Source organism: uncultured Acetobacterium sp., assembly GCF_927416815.1.
GTDB lineage: Bacteria > Bacillota > Clostridia > Eubacteriales > Eubacteriaceae > Acetobacterium.
This window is the reverse complement of the sequence record NZ_CAKMJU010000062.1, coordinates 1-23160: the sequence shown is the minus strand read 5'-3', so window position 1 is coordinate 23160 and position 23160 is coordinate 1. Positions and strand designations below refer to the sequence as shown.

Below are 23160 nucleotides of genomic sequence, written 5' to 3'. Positions count from 1 at the left end.
TTTTCGAAGTTTTTGCTCCTAAGGACTATAAAATTAAAATCGACAGATGGTTTTTTTTAGCCCCCAACCCTTTCAACCCTGTCTAAAAATCCTGATCAAGTTGAAAAAAAGAAAACAATTGCATAGCGTTTATCGAATCTGAATTGCCATGAGCTAACAAATCAAAGGCTGCTAATCATCCCCTAGGGGCGGTCATTGCCCGCCCGCAAGGTCGGTCTCAAACAGCAAATGTGACGAATCGTCCCGGAAGCGTCAATCCCAAGGAGGTACCATGTCGATTAAAACCATCAAAGCGGCGATCACCGAAGTCCAGGCACGGATCTGGCGCAACCGCCAATACCGGGCTCACACCCAAAAACAGTTAGCGCTGATCTACCGCGCCACCCCGGCCACCAGTCACCGCAGTCGCACCCAGCTGGCCGCCCTGCGGGCGGCCATTGCCCGCGACAGCCGCCAGATAGAAACCCTCAATCAGGCGCTGATGGCTGCCATCGACAGCCACGAAAGCGCCCAGATCAAGGAAATCCTGACCCGCCGTTACATCAATGATCAGCCCTTTACTGAGATCGCCGCGGCGATGGGCTACGACCTCCGCTGGGTTTATCGGCTCCATGCCCGCGGGCTGGCGGCCGAACCAAGCCGGCCGGTATAGTCTTTGCCGATATGCGCAAAGATCACGATTTATGAGTGATGCGATTATCATTATGACCAGCGCTGTCAAAGCCGCCGCCACCGATGCCGACAGCTACGACGTGGCTGTAAGACACAAAAGAACCGTCCCCTTGATTGCACAAAAGAACCGTCCCCTTGATTGCCCCCTTGATCGCCAAATATTACCCGCCTTACTTGTTGAAATTTTAAGTTTTTGATGATACTATACATATTGTTAAGCAAATGCGAACAAGGAGGTGCTGAAATGAACAAAACAGATTTTCTTTTTGCCAGGCCGAGCTTACTCCGGGGGTTTGGAAGGGCGATCGATCTAAGGTCTACGCGAAATATTTATAACAATAGCGACTCCGGGATGATGGCCGATCACAAAGCTTTGAAATCTGATTGGAGCATGGTTGGCGGCGATATCAAGGAGGCATTGAAAAATTACAATGGCAGAGAGAAAAAATAAAACAGCCGAATTGATTAATCTTGACGAAAGCGATGATGTTGATTGTATAGAGGCAGAGGAGCTAGAGCAAAAGTCAAAAGAAGAACTGCTATCAATCGTCATGCAAATGACACGCGAAGAACGGTTTTCGGGGCCTTTACCACATCCTCAAATACTCAGGGGATATGAAGAAGTTGTTCCGGGGGCAGCTGAACGGATCTTGTCTATGGCAGAGAATCAGGCAACTCACAGACAGCAACTCGAAAAAGCGGTAATTAACTCTAACGTCAGAGACAGTCGAATGGGTGTTGTATTCGCTTTTGTGATTGGCATCGTTGGTGTTTCGGGCGGCATCTATGCTGTGCTTCAGGGAGCCGAATGGGCGGGAACTTTGATTTCTGGCGTGAGCCTCGGCTCAATCGTGGGGTCATTTATTTATGGCACACGGTCAGAAAAAGCTGAGAGAATTGAAAAATCAAACGATGTAGAATAACAAAAACCACCAACCGTAAAAGGCAGGTGGTTTTTTAATTCCCAAAAGCAAACAAAAAATTACAGTGGGGTGCCCATCCCCAAGCGCCTCAACAGGGGCTGTTCCCGACCCTTGATCGCCCCGGGCTGGCGGCCGCGGGGCACGTGCAGAACAAGGGCGACCATTAAGAATAATGATAATGTATTGCTTTTGTGCGGACACATCGGTATAATAAAACTAAATAAAACTAAGCAGAAATGATACCAGCTCATCGCGAAACTAAAAAGAACCGACACAAAGCTCACAGTCCGTTCGCAAGGACAAAAGTATGATTTGAAAGGAGTGCAAAAGCAATGGCAAAATCAGCTAATCTCTATGCCAGAATCGAGCCGGAAGTGAAGGAAGAAGCCGAGCGCATTTTAACCGTGCTAGGAATTCCCGCATCCAATGCAATCAATATGTTTTATAAACAGATCATTTTACAGAAAGGTCTGCCGTTTGATGTCAAAATTCCGTCGACAAGCCTGGTCGATCTGTCAGTCTTGAATGAGGAACAATTGCATGCAGAATTAGAAAAAGGTTATGCAGACAAAGAAGTCGGCCGAACCAAGCCAGCCGGTATAGTCTTTGCAGATATTCGCAAAGATCACGATTTATGAGTTATGAGATCGTCATTATTGCTGATTGCGATATCGAAATAAAGCACCGATAAATCTCGAAAATATCAATCATGTGTTCAAATTAAGCATTGCCACTGGCAGCCCTGTCCGTTCGCTTTCAGGCTTGCAAAATAACGCATACTATATTATAATGATTTTAAATAATTAAAAAATTGCAAACGGTTAATGCGCCTGCCTAGCCCAATCAGGCCGGGCAGCGCGGAAGCAAAACGGCAGATAAACTTAGTAGATAAACTCAGCAGATAAACTCAGCAGATAATTAAACCATACAGACAGACAGGAGGTCCTAGCGATGATCGATCAATTTTTAAACAATCTCCAGATCGTTACCTACCGCTGCAGTGGCGACCAACAGCGTCGGGTGCTGGAAATCAGCGACAATATCAAAGCCTTGACGGGTTATCAAGATCCTTACTTTAGCAGTGGCAGCCCGAATGATCTCGATCGCATCATCCATCCCGATGATCAGTCTAAAATCCGCCAGGCGATCAGCGCCCAGTTACAAAAACCGACCCCCTTTACCCTCGAATACCGGATTATTGGCGCCGACGGCGGGGTTCGCTGGGTGCTTGATCAGGGTCTTTACAAGGCTGATGGCAGCGGTGGCGACCCCGAAATTGCCGGCATCCTGATTGATGTCACCGAAAAAAACGAACAGGACCTGCGCCGTAAAGTCTGGCAAGCCGCCTGCCGGCTCGCGGCGGACCAGTTTGAAGCAATTCTTGATCACATTCCGGGGATGATCTACTATAAAGACCGAGAAAACCGTTTTATCCGGGTCAATAAGGCGATGGCGGAAGAGCATGGCCAGGCCAAAGCGGCGCTCGAAGGACAACACCTCAGTGCCATCTACCCGCTGGAGTTGGCAGAACGCTATTACCAGGATGACCTGGCGGTGATCGAATCCGGTGAGCCGCGGCTCAACATCGTTGGGCTCAACATCGTTGAAAAGCTGGTCACCAAACAGGGGCTGCGCTGGGTCGATACCAGCAAGCTGGCGTTTCGTGACGATGCTGGTGAGATCATCGGCGTGATTGGCATGTCCTTTGATATTACCGACCGCATCGAGGCTGAAAAAAAGGTCAAGGTGCTGCAAACAGCGATTGAACAGTCGCCGATTATGGTTGTGATTACCGACCCCGACGGCACCATCACCTATGTTAATAATACCTTTGAGGCGGTCACCGGCTACCGCCGTGACGAAGCCCTCGGCCAGAACCCCCGGATTCTCAAGCTGAATCGGGATGTCGCGATCGATTATCAGAAGCTCTGGGAGACAATTCTGGGCGGCCAGGACTGGCAGGGGATTTTTCAGAACCGCAAAAAAAATGGCCAGCCCTACTGGGAACAGGCGATTATTGCCCCGATTTTCGATGATGAAGGCCAGCTCTATAAATTTATCGGGATCAAGCAGGATATTACCGAGGAATATCACAATCGCCAGCTGCTGGCACGGCTCTACCAGGAGGATGTCCTGACCCAGGTATATAACCGCCGCAGCTTTTTTGAACAAATGGGACGCAATGCCATCCGCTACCAGACCGATGCGGTAAAATGGGCAATGCTGATGCTGGATATTGATTTGTTCAAACAGATTAATGATAGCTATGGTCATGCCGTCGGCGACCAGGCGCTGTGGGGCTTTGCCGAGATTTGTAAGAAGAACGTCCGCAAGACCGACCTGATCGGCCGCATCGGTGGCGAAGAATTTGCCATCTGCCTCGAACATAGCGATTTTGAAGAAGCCCTGCAGATGGCGAAGCGGCTGCGCGAAAGTGTCGCCGCCAGTGAGCTGCGTCTCGATAACGGGACGGTCATCAAATATACCGTCAGCATCGGCTTATCACTGCCGCGAACCGCTGACGAGCCCTTTGAGGAAGTCCTAAAACGCGCCGATACAGCCATGTACAGCGCCAAAAACAAGGGCCGCAACCGGGTTGAAATCAGTCTGTGATGGAGCCGAGCGACCAAAATGCCGCCCTGGGCGTGCCGATCCCCAAACGCCTCATACAGGTAGTCACTGACCTGGGCGCAGATGACCCACCGCCAGACTAAAGCAATTTATTTCATCGCTAACCCCCAGCCGGAACACACGACCGGATGGGGGTTTTTAAAACTAAGTTCAAACAAAACAAAAGGCTAAAAATAAAATTTATTTTGTTTGAACAAAATAAAACGATAGACAGAATTTAAGACAGAGGTCGGCGCGCTTTATCGCTTAGAAGCGAAGCGCGCAACCGTGACAACTGCTCAGGTTACGTCAAAAGAAAATAAAATAAATTAAAATAAAATGTCACCTGTCCCATTTTTGACCAGCCCGAAGTGTTATACTAAGACTAATAATAAGGGAAAGAGGTAAAGATATGAAAATTGCAAAACTGGTTATCGGTATTATTTCGATGGTACTGTCGATTTTTGTCCTGTTTCAGTCCTGCGCGGCCGGGCTGGTTAACACCATCGAAGGCAGTGGTGGTGTCAGCGGCACAGCTGGGGTGATCGTTGCCGCCTGCTTTATCATCGCCGGGATCGTCGGGGTGGTCACTCGTAATTCTTACCGAGCCGGCGGCGGCCTGACAGCGGCGGGATTCTATCTGGTCGCGGCCTTGTTCGGCGGTACCATGGCCGGCAATTACAGCGATCTCTATATCTGGGCCTTTTTGTCTTGGGCCTTTGCGATCTTTTATCTGGTCGATGCCTTTTACGATGAAGATGACTGGGAAGAAGTCCGCTGGTGGCAGAAATCCTGGCTGATTATCCTGGCGATGATTATTTTTCCGCCAGTCGGAATTGCGCTGCTGTGGTTCAGCCGCCAGTTTATTGTGATCCCCAAGGTGATCATGACGGTCATTTTTAGCCTCGGCTTTATCGTCATCCTGGCCAATCTGGGCGGTCTCTTCGCTAGCGCTCCGGGCGCAGCCAGCACGACCGCGGACGACAACACCACGACCCCCTCCGCCACCGAAGAGCCCCAAAAAACCACCGAGCCGCAAAAAAAGGTCTACGGCCTTGGCGAAACCTGGGCTGTCGATGGCCTCTTTGATCTGACCTTCACCGCCGCCAGTCTGACCGACGACCGCAACCAGTTCTCGGATAAAATACCGGCTCAGGTTGTGATCCTGACCTATGATTATAGCAATATCGGGGTCGAAAAAAGCATCATGGAGCTGTATGTCTCATCCAGCAGTTTTAAAGTGATCGATGGTAGCGGGGTAATGGCCGACTCTTATCCGCTTATGACCACCGGCAATCCCAAGGAGACCCCGATCGGGGCCAAAACCGTCGGCGCCCAAGTCGCCTATGGGCTGGCCAATGCCAGCGGTGAAATTACCGTCAATGTGGAAGTGCGTGGCAATGACTTCAAAAGCTACGACGCGGTGTTTAAGCTGCCAGTAAATTAGGGCGGTCAGCAGCAGCTGTTTTAGACAATCATTTTCCGGTCTGCCGCATCAAGGCAGACCGGAATTTTTTTTAGCGACACTGTTTTAGAAAAGCCAAAAAAAACGATAATTTACAGCAGAACTGTTTTGCATAATGATCAGAATGCCGTATAATTAAAGCATCAGTTAAATCTTTCATTTAATCAGTCACTTCGGTCAATCGACTGATCAGACCAGCGAAAGGGACAAAAAATGGATAAAAACAAGGACAAAAACCCCCACAAAGGCCATCGCCAGCGGGTCAAGACCCGGGTTATCAAGGAAGGCATCGACTCTTTTGAAGATCATCAGATTCTGGAGCTGCTGCTCTTTTATTGCATTCCGATGAAGGATACCAACGAACTGGCCCATGCCCTGATCGGCCATTACGGTTCGCTGTCAGGGGTCTTTGATGCCGACCCGCGAGACCTCTGCAGTCAGGCCGGGGTCACCGAAAACACCGCCCTGCTGCTGTCGCTGATGCCCGCCCTGGCGCGCCGTTATCAGCAGGGTAAGTTTAAGCAAAAGGCGGTGCTTAGCAGCACCACCGCCGCCGGCGAATACACCATGGCGCTCTTTACCGGCCGCCTCAACGAGGCCTTTTATGTGATCTGCCTGGACAGCCAGAACCAGGTCAACCAGGCTACCCTGCTCCATGAGGGCACCATCAACGAAGCCCCGGTCTACCCCCGGCTGATTGTCGAAACCGCCCTGCGCCACCAGGCCGCCAGTATCATCCTGGCCCACAACCATCCCGGTGGCAGCCGCCAGCCCTCAGCCGCTGATGTGGCGGTGACCAAGAAAATTAAAGCCGCTACCGAAGCGATTGCCATTACCGTGGTCGATCATATTATTGTCGCCGGGGAAGGCTATTATAGTTTTGCCGAGAACCGGATGCTGTGAAAGTGCCCTGAACACGGATTGAAATGAGGAGGTTTTATGGTTAAAGCAGTTTTTCGCTGGTGGTTGCTGCTACTATTGCTGTTAGCCGGTGGGGCGATCGTCGCCGGCTTGCTAATTGGTGTAGCGGAGGTCAGGGGGATTGGTCTGGGATTTTTTGTGCTTTTGCTGTTGTTTGTCCCGGTGCTGGCCATCCAGGCCAAGCGGTTGGGCCGGTATGATGAAGACCAGGTACTGGTGGACTGGACCTATTCCCGCCCCGAAGCCCGCCAGGTCGCCCGCGATGTGCTGGCCTGGCAGCGTCAGCGCAACCGCTGGCTGGCACCGTTTACGGCCGGCTGTCTGGCGGTGATCGGTGCCATTTTTGCCGTGATCCTGCATTTGGAGTTTCCCGGCCGGCCGCTCTGGCAAGGGCTCTTGCTGTTGCTGCCGGTAGGCTTGCCCTGGCTCGTGCGGAGCCTGTATCACCTGTATCTAAAACGAAGGATTTTGAGGATGCCCTGCCAAAGTAAAATCGGTCGCAATTTTTTGATCTGGGGCAATCTCTGCCCGGTCTTTAATGAACGCGATACGCTAGCAGCGGTGGCGGCGGTCTTGTGCACAGAAAATGATCAGCACTACCTGAAGCTTCACTATCACAGTAGCGTGCGGATGCGTTACGGCAAGGCAGAATTTGACGATCAGGTCGGCTTGCTGGTTCCGGCTGGCCGTGACAGCGAAGCCCGCGCCCTGATAAAAACGCTGCAAGACGAAAAGACCCGTGGCTGAGAGCGGCTTGCCCCAAAACTCCCCGGCCGCGACCGTTGCGAAAAGGGAACAAACCCGCCCGCTCATCACCGTGATGGCCGGGCGGGTTTTTATTTTTTGAGAAAAATCAGCAAAATGTCCTACCGGCACCATTTTTGGGCAGAACGATGAGGTATGATCAATACAGCCGGTACTGTGATGAGCAGTACACCTATCCTCAGGCTGTTATGCAGGCGCCCGATTCGCTACAGCGTATCAATCACCAAGATCCCGGCGATCATGATAACGCGAGCTTTTTCAGCCTGATAGGGGTGATGGTAGCAAAAAGTTTAGCATATGTCAAAGTTTTGACCAGAAAATTTCAAATAAGGCGCTGATGTTGATAAAAAAGGTGGATTTTTTAGTTATAATGTTTTGAAATTTGGTGATAAAAGCGTATAATTAAAGGAAAGCCTTTCATTTACAAAAAAATATTTTTGAACAATATCAAACCATCCGAACCGAGGCGCTATTACCAATACGCCGGGAAGCGGGTGCTGTAACAAAGACAGAAAGAGGAAGCCATGGGAACATATCAGATCGGAGCCAGTCCATTTAATCCAAATTGCGTTACCGGCGCCAGCGACCACCTTTATCCGCACCTCAAGAAAGCGTTTACCGAAGCCCAGCAAATAGACATCAATGTGTCTTTTTTAATGGTCTCAGGTATTAAGCTGGTGCTCGATGATCTCAAAACCGCCGCCGATAAAGGTGTCAAGATCCGGATTCTCTGCGGCAATTATTTAAACATCACCCAGCCTGAAGCCCTGTATCTGCTCAAGGATGCCCTGGGCGACCGGCTGGAGCTGCGCTTTTATAATGTTGCCAATCATTCCTTCCACGCCAAAGCCTACTTTTTTCGCTATCTCGATTACGAAGAAGTCTTTGTCGGTTCCTCCAACCTGTCAAAATCGGCCCTGACCAATGGGATTGAGTGGAATTATCGGCTTAACTCCCGGGAGCACCCCGGTGATTGCGAATACTTCCGACATACCTATGAAGAACTGCTGACTAATCATTCCCTGATCATTGATGATACCGAGCTCAAAAAATACTCAAAACAATGGATTCGCCCAAAAATTATCCAGCAAATCGAAGAAAGTGAGGCGGCCAGCGAAACGGCCAACGACGTGGCCGAAGTGAATGACCGCGTCGCCCAGGGGCAGGCGGCCTTTATCGTCGCTCCGCTTATGCCCGCGCCGTCGCCACTGATTGCCTTTCCCCAACCGACCGGCGCCCAGGTAGAAGCCCTTTATGCCCTTAAAAACTTTCGCCGCGAAAAACTCGACAAGGGTCTGATTGTTGCCGCCACCGGGATTGGCAAAACCTTTCTGGCTGCCTTTGACTCCCGCGATTTTTCGCGGATTCTGTTCGTCGCCCACCGCGACGAAATCCTCAGTCAGGCCGAACACAGCTTTAAATGTGTCCGCTGCGAGCTGACCACCGGCCACTTTAATGGCAGCCGCAAAGACACCGCTGCCGACATTATTTTCGCTTCGGTGCAGACCCTGGGGAATCCTGCCTATCTGGACAACGGCCCCTTTGCCCCGGATGCCTTTGACTATTTGATCATCGATGAATTCCATCACGCCGTGTCCGACTATTATCAGAACATCATCGATTACTTCCGGCCCAAGTTTTTACTGGGACTCACCGCCACCCCCGAGCGGCTGGATAATCAGGATGTTTTTGCCCTCTGCGACTACAACGTCGTTTACGAAGTCCGCCTTAAAGAAGCCATCAACAAGGGCTGGCTTACACCCTTCCGCTACTACGGCATCTATGACGATCTGGATTATGACCAGGTTGACTTTTGCAAGGGGCAGTACGACAGCACCCAGTTGTCACAACTGGCCAGCGTCAATAAACGCGGCAACCTGATTTTTAAGCACTATGGCAAATATGGCAGCCGCCGGGCGCTGGGCTTCTGCATCAACCGCCGCCACGCCCTCTATATGACCGGCTATTTCCAGGAGCAGGGGATCAGTTGCTGTGCGGTGATTAGCGGCACCGTCAATGAGCAATACCGGGAGCTGGTAAAGGATCGGGAAGCGGCCATCAGCGATCTCAAAACCGGCAAGCTTGCGGTTGTTTTTTCGGTGGATATGTTTAACGAGGGGCTCGATATCCCTGAACTTGATATGGTGATGTTTCTTAGGCCGACCCAGTCACCGATTGTTTTTTTGCAGCAACTCGGCCGAGGACTGCGCAAAACCCGAGGCAAAAACCATGTCAACGTGCTAGATTTTATCGGAAATTATAAAAAAGCCAATCTGGTGCCCTTTCTGCTGACCAGCGAAGCACAGCCCGAACCCACCGGCAAAAGCGGATTCCGGCTGCCACAAGAAGCCGACTACCCGGTCGACTGTCTGGTGGATTTTGATTTTAAGCTGATTGATCTGTTTAAAAAGATGGCCGGGGATCAGAAGAAAATTACTGACCGGGTGCTCGATGAGTTTTACCGGATCACTGAAGAATTGGGACGACGACCGCTGCGGCTGGATCTCTACGTGCATCTGGATGAAACGATCTATAAAACGATCCGCAGCAAAAAAGAACTCAATCCGTTCCGCGATTATCTGTCCTTTCTCGATACAATCGGGCAGTTAACAACGGCCGAAAAAGAGCTGCTGGGAACCCCGGGACAGGCCTTTCTCACCACCATCGAAAACACCGCCATGTCAAAAACTTACAAGATGCCGGTGCTGCTGGCTTTTTATAACGGTGGACAGATGAAAACAGAAATTGATGACGAAGATCTTTACCAGAGCTTTAAGGCCTTCTATGAAAAGGGCTCCAACCGGGTCGATCTGCTCCGCGATAAAAGCACCGCCAATGCCATGAGCTGGGGTAAAAGAGAATACGTCAGCCTGGCCAAACGCAACCCCGTCCATTTTCTGGCTCAATCCGCCGGGGAATTCTTTTATCTAAAGGATAGCCGCTTCTATCTGGCGCCGGAACTGGAAAGCTTTATCACTAACCCTACATTTGTCCGGCACTTCAAAGACATCATCGATTACCGCACCAAGCGTTTTTACAAAGAACGGCTGGAAAAACTAAAGCAATAAGCAAACCATTTTTAGGAGAAGATCATGACGAAAAACCTCAGTAAAACCCTCTACTACTACAACCAGTCCGCCCAGACCTTTGTCCAGGGCACCATCGATGCCGACCTTGGCAAACTGCACCGCCGTTTTTTAAAGCTGCTGCCGATCCAGGCCCACATCCTTGATCTGGGCTGCGGCTCCGGCCGGGATGCCAAAGCCTTTCTGGATGCCGGCTATCAGGTCACTGCGATCGACGGTTCGGCCGGCTGCTGCCGCCTGGCCGAAGATTACATCGGCCAGGAAGTGCTCTGCCAGACCTTTGAAAAACTGGATTGCTACCAGGCTTTTGACGGCGTCTGGGCCTGCGCCTCACTGCTCCATGTGCCCTATGCCGAACTGACCGGGATCTTCCGGAAAATCGCCCGGGCCTTACGTCCCGGCGGCTATTTGTATGCTTCCTTTAAATATGGGGATTTTGAAGGGGAACGCAACGGCCGGTATTTTACGGATTTGGATGAGAAACGACTGGCGGCGCTGATTGAACCAGTGGCCGGGCTTGAGGTCGTGGAGACCTTTGTGACCGGGGATGTGCGGGAAGGTCGGGATGGGGAGAAGTGGTTGAATGTGATTGGGGTGAGAAGTGCAAACTTTTAAAAGAAATGAAGGTGTCAAATCATGATAATACCAACGTTAAAACGTTCAAACAGAAAAAGAGAATATGATTTGTACAATCAAAATCAAATTGATAAAGTTGTCTACAAGTATTTGTTTGATGGTGTATCGCACAGAAAACTGGATCAGGACGTACTCGGTCTCGTTTCTGAAGATAGTCGTGGCTATCAAGCAATGGGTATATTACATTATTTAGGAATTACCAAAGAATTCAAAGATTTATTTAGTGGCATAGAACTGGAAAAAGCAATTGAATTGCTTTTAATAAATAACTTGGAGCATTTTTCAGAAATAATCGAATCATTTAAAAGAACATCATATAAGATGAAAACGAACAAAAACGAAATTGAGCTTTCATAGAATAAGTCAACAAAGCATAGCAATTTAAAATGTTAACAGGAGAGATTACAAATGAGATACCATGATCTACCACCATCAGCTTCGATATTAATGGAGTCAACGCGTGCAATCGGTTATACAATTGAATCTGCATTGGCTGACATACTGGATAATAGCATCACTGCAAAAGCCAAGAATATCGATATAACCTTTAATAGTTTTTGTGAGCCATTCATTTCAGTGCTTGACGATGGTGTAGGGATGGAACAGTCAGTATTAATAGAAGCAATGCGATATGGCAGCACCAACCCTTTGAAATCCAGGAAGAAAGAGGATATGGGGAGATATGGTCTAGGTATGAAGACTGCCTCATTATCACAATGCCGTTGCCTGACTGTTGCTTCGAAGAATAACGGCGAACTGAATGCCTGCCGTTGGGATCTCGATTACATAAATAAAGTTGATAAGTGGTCACTTATTTTTTTAGATGAAAAAGAGATGTTAAAACTACCTGAAATAAATGAATTGAATGCTATGAAACAGGGGACTCTACTAATTTGGTCAAAACTGGATAAGATTGATACGGGTGAAAAGGATCTTGAGAAAGCTTTAATTGATAAAACAAGTGATGTACACGAACATCTGGGGCTTGTTTTTCATCGTTATCTAAGTGGTGATGGTGTAAAAAAGACTCGAATAGCAATTAACAAAAGAGATGTAGAGTATTATGATCCTTTTTACAAAAGTAAAAGCACAAAACTCATGGATGATGAGAAAGTAATGTTACCGGGAAGAAAAGGAGAAATCATAATCCAGGCATATACTTTGCCACATATTTCAAAATTAAGCAAAAAAGATCAAAAAATCTGTGGTGGTAAAGATGGCTTCAGGAAAATGCAGGGGGTGTATGTGTACCGAAATAAGCGTCTTTTAGTTTGGGGAACCTGGTTCAATTTAGCCACTAAAGATGACTACACCCGATTAGCGCGAGTCCAGGTTGATATACCCAATACATTGGATGAACAATGGTCGCTGGATATAAAGAAATCTGTTGCACAACCACCGGATGGGGTCAAACAAATATTGAAACAAATTCTGGATAAGGTTTTAGAAGGCAGTAAAAGAGTATATAAAGTTCGGGAAAAAAAAGATGTGGAAGAAGGTATCCACATCTGGAGCAGAATGGTCAGCGAGGAAGGTGTACGATATGTCATAAATGATGAATACCCGATGTTATGTCATCTAAATGAGAAACTCGACAATGACTCGAAAAAAGCGTTAAAACTGTTCATTGAGATGATTCAGGATAACTTGCCATTAAATATCTTGTATTCTGATATCAGGAGCGATGAAAAAATATTAACTGATGAAAATTCTGTGCGCAAAGAAAGAACTTGCTCATTAGCGAAGTTTCTTCTTAAACAGGCAAAAGAATTGGGAACGCTCGAAAGTGCATATAGCAAATTCAAAATAATGGATGAATTTAAAGATTTTCCTGTTGATTTAAAAAAAGTATATGAGGAGGTTAAAAGTGAATAATTCCAGAGAAGTTGAGAATATTGTATTCAATGTATTGAGAATGAATAATAAACTCAGTCAGCCAACTGAAAGCGATCTTCGTGAAGCAATAGATTCTGCAATAATAATGATTTCCAGTATTAAGCCAAATTTTGTATTAAATGATGTCGAAAAAAACCAATTATTAGCGCATCTTTTTGCTAATATGCATATCAAAATGGATATGGGTACACGTCTTGTAAATGAGGTTACTTTTAGAGAATGGTTGCCTGGCAGAAAGGCTGAAATAGAAAAGAATGCCTATTATTGGCCCCGTTACAGAAAATATCTGGAAGAAGAAAAGGGTTGGAATTATGAAATTGTTGAACGTTTAGGGGAGGTAAGCGATGAAATTCTTGGTTTATTGGGTAATCCAATAAAGCAGGGGTCATGGGCTGGTTCCTGGAATAGAAAGGGCCTGCTTCTTGGAGATATTCAATCTGGAAAAACATCGAATTACCTGGCATTATGTAATAAAGCAGCTGATGCAGGCTATAAGGTTATAATCCTTTTGACTGGTACAATTGAAACACTCCGAAAACAGACACAACAACGCGTGGATGAAGGTTTCGTGGGGCGTAGTAGTAAAGACATTCTTAGCCAAAAGAAGAGTGAAAAATATATAGGAGTCGGACTATATAGCAGAATAAAAATACCGGTACCTTTTACCAGCGATACTGGTGACTTTAATGCAAAAAAATTAAATTCTCTAAAATTTACTTTAAATGCCTTTAATGAGCCAGTAATATTTGTCTTGAAAAAAAACAAGAATATTTTAGATAACCTAAAAAATTGGCTTAAACATTATAACATAGATAATGAAGGTGAAAAGATTGACTTGCCTTTACTGCTGATTGATGATGAAGCAGATAATGCATCGGTCAATACAAAAAAACCGGAAGAAGATCCAACTACTATTAATCAGGGCATTCGCGATATTCTGGATTTATTTTCTTGTAAAAACTACATGGGTGTTACTGCAACGCCATTTGCCAATATCTTTATTGATCCGGAAGATGAAGAACAAATTGAACAACTTGATTTATTCCCAAGTGATTTTATTTATGCGCTCTCGCCTCCAACTAATTATATCGGGAGTGTCAGAGTATTTGGTGACCAGGCCGAATTTGATAAATGTCTTGAAGTTATTGAAGATATCATTCAGGACCGCGAAGATCCAGATGAAAACCATTTTAAATCAAAAAGCAGGTCAGCTCATACTGTACCGGAAATTCCAATGAGTTTAAAAAAATCAATCGTGTATTTCTGTCTGGTCAATGCGATCAGAGATTTAGATAAACGGCCACATACACATCGTTCAATGATGATTCATGTAAGCCAGTATGTAAACGTTCAAAAACAGGTTTTTGATTTTGTAAAGACATATTTTGATGGTATCAAAAAAGAAATTCAATTTTATGCGGGTAAACCATGGGCAGAGATAAAATCGAATCGAACGATGAAGCTCTTTAACGCTTTATGGAAAGAATATAACCTTCAAGAAAAATCAGATTATAACTGGGATGAAATACAAAACCAATTATACGATTCAATGATATCGATTGACATACAAGTAATCAATCAAAAAAGCAAACAAAAACTGGATTATGATATGTATTCGGATACCGGGTTACGTGTAATTGCCATAGGTGGGAACAGTCTTTCCCGTGGTCTTACACTGGAAGGTCTCTGTGTCAGTTATTTCTACCGTAATTCACAGATGTATGATACATTGATGCAGATGGGCCGTTGGTTTGGTTACAGAAATGGTTATGAACATTTGTTTAAAATCTGGATGGTGGAAGAAACAATTGGCTGGTATCGATACATTACAAAGGCATCGGAAGAGTTGAGAGAAGAAATTGAAGAAATGCGACGCCTGGATATGACACCAAGGGAGTTTGGACTTAGAGTGAGGCAAGGTATACCTTCACTATTTGTAACTGCCAGGAATAAGATGAGAAACTCTGAGAACATTGAACGCTGGATCAATATTTCTGGGGAATTAATCGAGACCCCTAAATTGATAGCCAGTCAGAATCTTTTAAAAGATAATCTGATTAAAACCAATGATTTAATTAAAGAAATATTGCCACTGCAGACTGATACTGAGTTTGAAAACAGGGTATTGTTCATGGGTGTTACAAAAGAAACTGTCGGGAAATTTGTCAGAGAATTTGCGGCACATCCTGTTCATATACCCTTCTCATCCAAGGATTTAAGTCAGCATATTCTAAATAATATGGAGCAGCCATTTTGGGATGTTGCGATAATTGGTGGCGCTGGTGTTCCATTAAATAGTGAAGAACATGGGAAATTTATTTCAGAAGAGATAGACAACTTAAGCATTAAACTATCAGAACGTAGTATCACAAAAAACGGGAATATTTTGAATATTTCAGGCCGAAATGCCCGATTGGGTACTAGAGGTGCAACAAAAATTGGATTAACTAAGAAAGAAAGAGTTTCTATCGAAAAAGCATTCAAAGAAAAAAATGAAATAAATAAAAAAGGTAAGCCAAAACAAATTGATGATAAGACATATCTCAATGCAGATCGAAGGCCTTTATTACTCATTTATTTTGTAGTACCCAGCAATAATCCATTAGAAAATGAGCTGAGGAATATTATTGGTAGTACGCCTTTAGTCGGTTTAGGTTTGGGTTTTCCAAAGAGCCTGAATCAGCCGAATTCAGAAAGAGTAAAATATGTAATTAACAAGGTAGCTATGCAGAGTCATCTTGATTACGTTACTGCTTTGGAGGAAGAACAGGGTGATGAGTTTGATTGATTACGAAGCACTAATAAATAAATGGGACAGTTCCCGCAGTGAGGAAGACGTCTTAATACGTGTTGATGCTGAACACCCATTGGATTTTTTTATTGGTAAAGATGATGCGGGCAATAGAGTTTTAGCATTAATAAGTGATTACGAACCATCAAAAATTTCATCCAGCAAATCTTTAACCGTGTTGAAAAATAATCGGGCAATTGATGGCCGCTGGGCAATAAAAATTAAATTGGTAAATAGCGAATTCAGCGATGTGTTTTTACATTTATGTTTCGATTTGATAGAAGCATGTGGTTATGCAGAAAACGAACTAAACGGTGTGGAGATTTTCGTTTCAAGGTTTACAAAATGGCAGAAAATGATGGAAAGTGGTTATGAAGAGATGTCTGTTTCTGTTATAAAAGGGCTGCTCGGTGAATTGCTATTTATAGATAAGATACTTTTTAATAAAATGGATAGGGGTTCTGCCATAAAAGCATGGTTGGGACCGGAGGGTTCTGACAGAGATTTTGTTTTCAGTGAAACATGGGCTGAAATAAAGACAATCGGTGTCGATAAGGATTCTGTTGCCATATCCTCACTTGATCAACTGGACATACCACAGGTAGGTTATCTCGGAGTAATAAGACTTGAGAAAACAACTGCAAGTGATAAGGATGGTTTCAGTTTTAATGGAATTATAAATATGATTATAAAAAAACTTGAATTATATCCAAGTATCAATTATATCTTCAAGAATAAATTATTGAAGTTGGGATATCGAAACAGAGAAAACTATGACAATATGTATTTTGTTTATAAAGGGATTAAATTTTATAAAGTTGATGCGACATTTCCCAAATTAATCCCGGAAAATGTAAGAGAAGAAATTATTAAAGCTACCTATTCACTTTCATTAGCAGCCATAAAAGATTGGAAAGTCGAGGATATTGATGGAGTTAGGAACATATCATAAGTTATGCTGCGAGGATGTAAAATCCACAGCAGCCTCAGAGGGTGATGGCAAAGTTTCGTCATTTACAAAGATTATATGTGATAATTTTGTTGAAAATCAGGTTTTTGAAGACTTTGAACAGTCATTCTTTGAAGGAATGTGCGGTCGGAAAAAATGCCGGGTAGATGCCTGGTCATATAATGATTTTGATAAAACACTGGTATTGATTGCAAGTATTTATTCACAACAAGATGAGATTGATACACTCACGAAGACTGAAGCGAACCAATATTTCAAGTCTTTATTCACTTTTTTCGAGGCATGTATCCACGAAAAATTGGATATAGAAATAAGTACGCCTGCATTTGATCTGTCTAAACAGATTCAGTTTTTATGGCATAAAGAAGAATTAAACAAAATCAAACTATTTGTTGTCACTGATAAAATAATGAGTAAATCTATAGGTGTTTTCCCAAATGCTAAGTTTAATGAAATACCGTTAGAGTATCATATTTGGGATATCCAGAGACTGGAAAGGCTTTATTCGAATGGTGAAGAGGGTGAACCCGTAGAAATTGATCTTCTGGAATTATACGGGAAAGGTTTGCCAATACTGGAAGCATGCGATGTTAAAGTAGATGATCTGCAATTTTATTTATGTGTTTTGCCAGGGAATCTGTTGGCGGACATATACGATAGATTTGGCAGCCGATTATTAGAAGGGAATGTCAGGTCATTTCTTTCGACAAAAGTTGCTGTGAATCGAGATATCCGAAAAACAATACTCAGCGACGAAAAAAATATGTTCTTTTCTTATAATAATGGGATTGCGGCTACTGCGAATAGTGTGGATATAGAGCGAACTGAAAATGGAGCTGTATTAAAAAAAATCAATAATTTGCAGGTGGTAAATGGCGGACAAACAACAGCAAGTCTTTCGAATGCTCGCTTTAAGGACAAAGCTTCGATGACGGATATTTATGTTCAGATGAAATTGACAGTAATTCCAGATAAGGTTCTTGCGGAGAAAATAATACCGAATATTTCCAGGTGCTCTAACAGCCAGAATAAAGTCAGTTCAGCGGATTTTTTCTCAAATCACGAATTTAATATTCGAATGGAACAAAAATCACGTGTTCTTTTTGCACCGGCAAAGAATGGTGCACAGTATGAAACTATCTGGTTTTTTGAGCGAGTAAGAGGTCAATTTGAGCAGGAACAGCGCAAAATGACTCAGGCGCAAAAGAAAAAATACCTGCTTCAGCATCCTAAGGAACAGCGATTTAATAAGACGGACATGGCTAAACTCAGAAATATCTGGAGAGAACTGCCATACATCGTCTCCTGGGGCACACAGAAAAACTGCATGCGTTTTGCTGAATATATTGATGGTGAATGGAATAAAGATAAAGAAAATTTCAATGATCTTTATTATAAGGAAACAGTAGCCTTGCGAATTATTTTTAATTATTTAGATAAAAATATCGCAAAACAAAGTTGGTATGAAAAGGGCTACAAGGCTAACATTGTAACTTATGCAATGTCCTGGTTTAAATATTTAGTTGAAAAACAATATCCAAATAAAACATTTAATTTAGAGCGCGTCTGGAAGGAGCAAGAAATCACAGATGAACTGAAGATGCTTCTTCTGGAGATTTCCGGGTATGTAAGTAAACATATTACGGATCCTAAAAGAGAAGTGTTAAATGTAACTGAGTGGTGTAAGAAGGAAGCCTGCTGGAAATATCTTAAACAAAGTAATTTAATGATTGAAAAAAGAATAATTGACAGATATCTTATAAGTACAGGCGATATTAAAGAAATTAAGAAATCAGAAAGAAAAGTTCAGGTAATGGTAAATGGCATTGAATCGCAAAAAAAGGTAGTTGAATTAGGAGTCGAATACTGGAAAAATGTTTCTTTGTTCGGGATTGAGAAGAATCTGTTTTCGCCAAAAGAAATGAGTTTGTTAAGAACGGCTATAGAAATGGAGAAAAAGCTCCCCACTGAGAAACAGTGCATAAGTATTTTAGAAATAAAAAATAAAAGTGAATATGAAGGCTTGTCAGATTATTTGCGATAGAATGAATAAACCAGACGAATGCCTTGTAAGATAGACATTAACCTGGTATAATTAATAAGTTAAACGAAAGGAAGTGATATAGTTGAATTGTCTTGATCTTTTTGCAGGTGCTGGTGGTCTATCGGAAGGTTTTCGTAGGTGTGGTTTTAATATTGTGGCACATGTTGAGAAGGACAGGGCAGCATCACTGACTTTAAAAACAAGAGAAGCGTTTTACTATTTAAAGAACGAAAATAAACTGAATATTTATATTGACTATCTATCTAAAAAAATAACTAGAGACCAGTTATATTCACAAATACCTGAAGCGATTTTGAACAAAGTTATTCATCAAGAGATTTCCGATGAAACTTTCGAGCAAATTTCAGAAAAGATAGGTAATGAAAAGATAGATATCGTCATTGGTGGGCCACCGTGTCAGGCGTATTCAATTGCAGGGCGTAGTCGTGATCCGAATCGCATGAAAAATGATCCGAGGAATTTTTTGTATAAACAATATTTGCGCTTTATAAAAAAATATGATCCAAACTTCTTTCTGTTTGAAAATGTTATGGGTATAAAAACTGCAAAGGATGGAACTATTTTTGAACAAATAAAAACAGATATGATAAATCTTGGCTATCATATAGACCATAGAGTATTGAATTCAAAAGATTTTGGGGTTTTGCAGTCCAGAAAAAGAGTAATCATAATCGGGTGGAAAAAGGATATTGATTTTCAATTTCCGGATTTCCCTTGTAGTGAACCAAGTTATACAATTAATGATTTGTTTAACGATATACCATTTACGAAGGCTGGCGTGAAACATGGATTACATGAACACACATGGCCTGATAGTCAGTGTTTGCGGGATCTGCATATAAGAGATGAAACATGTAACTACTTAGTTCAACATGAAGTAAGACCAAACCGAGATAATGATTTAGAGATTTATCGCATATGTGTTGAAAATTGGAATGATGGTCAAAAGAAGTTGAAGTATAATGAATTGCCTGAAAATCTAATTACACAAAAGAACACAAAGAGTTTTTTGGATCGTTTTAAAGTTGTACCTGGTGAAGGTATATCACATACAGTTGTTGCCCATATTTCAAAGGATGGTCATTATTATATCCATCCTGATGTGGAACAGAATCGTTCTATTTCTTTACGCGAAGCCGCACGAATTCAGTCATTTCCGGATGATTATTATTTTGAAGATTCACGTACGAGTGCTTTTGTACAAATTGGTAATGCAGTACCACCATTAATGGCACAGGGGATTGCTGCCGAAATTATTAAAGCAATAGAACAAAACAATTTATGAAAGATTCAAATTTCCAGATAATTAAATTCGCTATCTTTTATAAATTGAATGATGAGATCCAACATTTCCTCGCGGTAATTCTGGTTTTTCATCATTTTTTTTATGGTGCATTCCCATATGATCAGTATGCGTATGCCGGAAGACATCAGTTCTGCTTTGATGCGAGCATCGCGACAGGTGTTCTCGGAGAACTTTTTGTTCCAGAATTCAGTATTTGTTTTTGGGGTTGTGGCATCTTTACAATTTTCATGTCGATGCCAGTAACAGCCATTGACAAAGACTGCTGTTGAATTCTTTGTAAAGTAGAGATCAGGGGTACCGCTGACATCTTTGTAATTTATTCTGTAACGTAAATTTCGAATGTACAATGCTTTACGAATAAACAATTCAGGGGTTGTATTATTTGATCTGATTTTAGACATGTTGGCACTTCGTTGTGTTTTAGTTATTTTATCCAATGACTCAGACACCTCCCGGTAATGAACGAGGAAAAAAACCTGTCAAAAAATTTGTAGTGCTTGGTTGTTGTTCTATTTTTTCATAATAATATCATAAAAAATAAATAAATATAGTAAAAACATGAAATGAAAGGATAATAAAATGACTGTAAGTCTGACGGTGCCTTAAGTCTGACGGTGCCTGACATCAATTTATAAACTTAAGAAACATCATTGCAGGTGATAAGGGCGGTCAAACTGCAAGCTACCAATAAAAAACAATAGCGAGGTAAGGATGAGAGGTAATGAAGAAAATGGTTCACAAAAGATAAAATGGTATGGGAAAATCGTAACCATCCAACCGCGAACCCGGGTATGGCGTTATGTAACCGATAACCGGACCCATTATCATATTGGCTACAATCTGCTAATAAACGGTAGCAGCGATGACGGGAAAACTGAGTTTTGGGTGGCCATTTCGGAAAAGCAGCAGCAAAAATCCGGATTTCAAATTGGCGATACCATCGCCGGCAGCGGCTGGACGAAAAAGGAACATGACGGTGCCTGACATCAATTTATAAACTTATGCAAAAGCACCATTTAGGTGGATGTGTTGATATCAGTCAGGTGGTGTACCGAGGAACGGCCCCGTAAGTCAATAAAGTCGATAGCTAAGTCGATAGTTAAGTCGATAGCTGATATAATAGAGAAAAAAACAGTGTTTATAATTTTACTTATTGAGATCAAGACCCAAGGAGTTTTACTGATATCACGTCTTCCTTTGAGGCCAATCCATGTTGTTTAGAATATCCAGAATCACCGTGCAGATATTATTAAATTCGATATCTTTGGCATAATCAAATTGGTTCTGATAATTAATCCAATGCCGATGCATTGCCGGACTATTCTTAATTGTCTGGAGGTTTTCTGGGTATTGTTCCATCAAAGCTAGGGTATTGCGATTTTGAGCTGTCGCGATGAGTGCGTCGTAAATTGCATCGGCATTGACATTTTGCCACTGCAGCTGGCGAATAATAAAAACATCGTAATAATCTCGGGGGCGGGTATTTTGATCACTACGGGAAATGATGGTTTCGAGCTTTTCGGCAAGAATCGTCTCCAGGTTATATGCCAATATTTTAATACAGCGTGGTTCAAGCAACAGCTTGTATTCATAGACAATCTCCCGCGGTGTAATTTTATCACCGGTGGTAAGATCAATTTTTAAAGGAACTTTCATTGGCGGGTAATTCGCTTCAAGAGCGATCCTTAGACCGGAATAATCGGCACTCTCACGGATGCTTTCAACGTGCCTGAGTGTGAAAGTGATGGCATCACTCAATGGTATTTGGCAGATTTCTTCAAACATTTTGGTGATCGATTCGACATTGACTGGAAATCCACGAAGGGTTACATCCATATCCATGGTTGCTCTTGTATCCAGACCGACGATGGACGCAATAAGAAAACCACCCTTAAGGATAAAATGGGATTGATAAGGAGACATCGAAATACGCTCAAGCAGTCGTTCAAGCATGTAATTTTGTAAAATAAGTTGAGCTGAGATATGTTTATCTTTGGACATGTTTTTCATAATCGCCTTTAATTGCATGGCATTGTTCATAGTAAAACCTCCAGGTAAGAACGAAGCTTATTTTCAACTCTTAATCGTTTTGCGTAATTTGACAGTAAGGGGATATTTTTTTGATCGAGATGCGTATAACGTTTAAAGGCATCCGTCACAATTTGGATTTCAGTATCGCTACGTCCCTTTAAAATATCACACAGCGTTCGTTCGGCATTGTACAGGCGAACATCATTACCACTGGGAGTTTTGGCTATTATGACACCAAGTTCGTAGAGTTCTTTCTTGACACGGTAATATTTGATGTTTTCTAATCCCACGGTTGTGGTATTATAACCAAGCGGAAAGGTCATGGAATAATGAATCGGGGTGCGATCAGTTAAGTCCAGCATAAACAGCGCTGTTTCATGTGAAAAGATACCCCGTTTAAACCGCACCTGTAAATTAAACATTTCATCATCAAAAATTGACGGGATAATATAGACACCTCGAGCTGAATGCTCAAGTAGCCCCTTAGCCACAAGAATTCTTAAATATTCACGCGGTATATCAGCTTTTGTAACCTGTGTAGTTGTCACCACACCGTTGTTGTCATTTGCGATGGCTAAGATTTGTTCGGCATAATTCATTTGTGCTCACCTCGGTCTTATAAAGAATCGTTTCGTGTTATTGACATATATGCATACTATTATAATGATAAAGTGCATAAAAGTCAATATGATTTTGGGTAGCTAGCTGAAGACGAGTGATTCACCTATTCGCGGATCAACCCTTTTTATCCATCCCGGAGGTAGTCGCTTTGAGATCCCTGATAGCGCAGGTAAGACCGGCTATTGACTATCGCGGCTATTTATGATATTTTCAAGAAGTCTGACGGTGCCTGACATCAATTTATAAACTTAAGAAACATCATTGCAGCTCCGGCAGCGCTCCCGTCCAGGGTGCTGCAGTCTGTTTTAAATCACGTTCGCAGTCGATTATTTTCAAGGAACCCGCCCGATAATAGTCGGCAAATTCCCGTTCCGGGTACTTTTTCGTCCAGCCGCTGCCGGC

General features: G+C 43.3%; 22 protein-coding genes. 18 read left to right on the top strand and 4 right to left on the bottom strand.

The annotated features are described in order from the left end of the window. The first annotated feature begins 271 nt into the window (after positions 1–271). Genes QZ998_RS09825 through QZ998_RS09810 form a run of 4 tightly spaced genes read left to right on the top strand, consistent with a single transcriptional unit; the run spans position 272 to position 1595 of the window. Positions 272–652, top strand: a complete 381-nt coding sequence (locus QZ998_RS09825) for a hypothetical protein (protein WP_296560139.1) — start codon at positions 272–274, stop codon at positions 650–652. A gap of 31 nt (positions 653–683) precedes the next feature. Next, positions 684–869: a hypothetical protein gene (locus tag QZ998_RS09820; protein ID WP_296560137.1), complete on the top strand. Its 186-nt coding sequence runs from the start codon at positions 684–686 to the stop codon at positions 867–869. 47 nt (positions 870–916) lie between these two features. Then, entirely contained in the window at positions 917–1123 is a 207-nt protein-coding gene (locus tag QZ998_RS09815; protein ID WP_296560135.1) for a hypothetical protein, read from the top strand. Next, positions 1104–1595, top strand: coding sequence for a DUF2335 domain-containing protein (locus tag QZ998_RS09810; RefSeq protein WP_296560133.1), 492 nt, complete (start codon positions 1104–1106; stop codon positions 1593–1595). Before QZ998_RS09815 ends, QZ998_RS09810 begins: the two co-directional genes overlap by 20 nt. A 59-nt stretch (positions 1596–1654) precedes the next feature. Here the strand turns inward: QZ998_RS09810 and QZ998_RS09805 are convergent, their stop codons facing one another. After that, positions 1655–1798 carry a hypothetical protein gene (locus QZ998_RS09805; RefSeq protein WP_296560131.1) on the bottom strand — a complete coding sequence of 48 codons (144 nt, stop codon included), beginning with the start codon at positions 1796–1798 and terminating at the stop codon, positions 1655–1657. Between the two features lie 129 nt (positions 1799–1927). Between QZ998_RS09805 and QZ998_RS09800 the strand changes: the two genes are divergently transcribed. From QZ998_RS09800 to dcm, 13 genes are all read left to right on the top strand, one after another. Beyond that, positions 1928–2233, top strand: a complete 306-nt coding sequence (locus QZ998_RS09800) for a type II toxin-antitoxin system RelB/DinJ family antitoxin (protein WP_296560129.1) — start codon at positions 1928–1930, stop codon at positions 2231–2233. Positions 2234–2546: 313 nt separating this feature from the next. Next, positions 2547–4208, top strand: coding sequence for a diguanylate cyclase (locus tag QZ998_RS09795; protein ID WP_296560127.1), 1662 nt, complete (start codon positions 2547–2549; stop codon positions 4206–4208). Positions 4209–4617: 409 nt separating this feature from the next. After that, positions 4618–5652 carry a hypothetical protein gene (locus tag QZ998_RS09790; protein ID WP_296560125.1) on the top strand — a complete coding sequence of 345 codons (1035 nt, stop codon included), beginning with the start codon at positions 4618–4620 and terminating at the stop codon, positions 5650–5652. 231 nt (positions 5653–5883) lie between these two features. Next, on the top strand, positions 5884–6573 hold the full coding sequence (gene radC / locus QZ998_RS09785; protein WP_296560124.1) for a DNA repair protein RadC: 690 nt from the start codon (positions 5884–5886) through the stop codon (positions 6571–6573). 36 nt (positions 6574–6609) lie between these two features. After that, complete coding sequence (locus tag QZ998_RS09780) at positions 6610–7338, top strand: hypothetical protein (protein ID WP_296560122.1); 729 nt, start codon at positions 6610–6612, stop codon at positions 7336–7338. A 542-nt stretch (positions 7339–7880) separates the two neighbouring features. Beyond that, the gene (locus tag QZ998_RS09775) at positions 7881–10424 is read left to right on the top strand and encodes a DEAD/DEAH box helicase family protein (RefSeq protein ID WP_296560121.1); all 2544 of its coding nucleotides are present in this window, start codon (positions 7881–7883) and stop codon (positions 10422–10424) included. 24 nt (positions 10425–10448) lie between these two features. Continuing rightward, positions 10449–11057 carry a class I SAM-dependent methyltransferase gene (locus tag QZ998_RS09770; protein WP_296560120.1) on the top strand — a complete coding sequence of 203 codons (609 nt, stop codon included), beginning with the start codon at positions 10449–10451 and terminating at the stop codon, positions 11055–11057. 21 nt (positions 11058–11078) lie between these two features. Then, the gene (locus tag QZ998_RS09765) at positions 11079–11435 is read left to right on the top strand and encodes a hypothetical protein (protein WP_296560119.1); all 357 of its coding nucleotides are present in this window, start codon (positions 11079–11081) and stop codon (positions 11433–11435) included. A gap of 51 nt (positions 11436–11486) precedes the next feature. Then, positions 11487–12953, top strand: coding sequence for an ATP-binding protein (locus QZ998_RS09760; protein ID WP_296560116.1), 1467 nt, complete (start codon positions 11487–11489; stop codon positions 12951–12953). Next, on the top strand, positions 12946–15762 hold the full coding sequence (locus QZ998_RS09755) for a Z1 domain-containing protein (RefSeq protein ID WP_296560114.1): 2817 nt from the start codon (positions 12946–12948) through the stop codon (positions 15760–15762). The genes QZ998_RS09760 and QZ998_RS09755 overlap by 8 nt, the downstream gene beginning before the upstream one ends. After that, positions 15749–16717: a PD-(D/E)XK motif protein gene (locus QZ998_RS09750; protein ID WP_296560112.1), complete on the top strand. Its 969-nt coding sequence runs from the start codon at positions 15749–15751 to the stop codon at positions 16715–16717. Before QZ998_RS09755 ends, QZ998_RS09750 begins: the two co-directional genes overlap by 14 nt. Further along, the gene (locus tag QZ998_RS09745) at positions 16695–18779 is read left to right on the top strand and encodes an AIPR family protein (RefSeq protein ID WP_296560110.1); all 2085 of its coding nucleotides are present in this window, start codon (positions 16695–16697) and stop codon (positions 18777–18779) included. The genes QZ998_RS09750 and QZ998_RS09745 overlap by 23 nt, the downstream gene beginning before the upstream one ends. Before the next feature lie 82 nt (positions 18780–18861). After that, positions 18862–20085, top strand: coding sequence for a DNA (cytosine-5-)-methyltransferase (gene dcm, locus QZ998_RS09740; RefSeq protein WP_296560108.1), 1224 nt, complete (start codon positions 18862–18864; stop codon positions 20083–20085). A gap of 5 nt (positions 20086–20090) precedes the next feature. Here the strand turns inward: dcm and QZ998_RS09735 are convergent, their stop codons facing one another. Next, complete coding sequence (locus QZ998_RS09735; RefSeq protein ID WP_296560106.1) at positions 20091–20555, bottom strand: very short patch repair endonuclease; 465 nt, start codon at positions 20553–20555, stop codon at positions 20091–20093. Positions 20556–20817: 262 nt separating this feature from the next. On the opposite strand from QZ998_RS09735, the gene QZ998_RS09730 reads away from it, so the two are divergent. Continuing rightward, complete coding sequence (locus QZ998_RS09730; protein ID WP_296560104.1) at positions 20818–21090, top strand: hypothetical protein; 273 nt, start codon at positions 20818–20820, stop codon at positions 21088–21090. A gap of 201 nt (positions 21091–21291) precedes the next feature. On the opposite strand, the gene QZ998_RS09725 is transcribed toward QZ998_RS09730, so the two are convergent. Continuing rightward, positions 21292–22146 (bottom strand): nucleotidyl transferase AbiEii/AbiGii toxin family protein, encoded by an 855-nt coding sequence (locus QZ998_RS09725; protein WP_296560102.1) that lies wholly within the window; start codon positions 22144–22146, stop codon positions 21292–21294. Beyond that, positions 22143–22736 carry a type IV toxin-antitoxin system AbiEi family antitoxin domain-containing protein gene (locus QZ998_RS09720; protein WP_296560101.1) on the bottom strand — a complete coding sequence of 198 codons (594 nt, stop codon included), beginning with the start codon at positions 22734–22736 and terminating at the stop codon, positions 22143–22145. Before QZ998_RS09720 ends, QZ998_RS09725 begins: the two co-directional genes overlap by 4 nt. Positions 22737–23160: the final 424 nt, after the last annotated feature.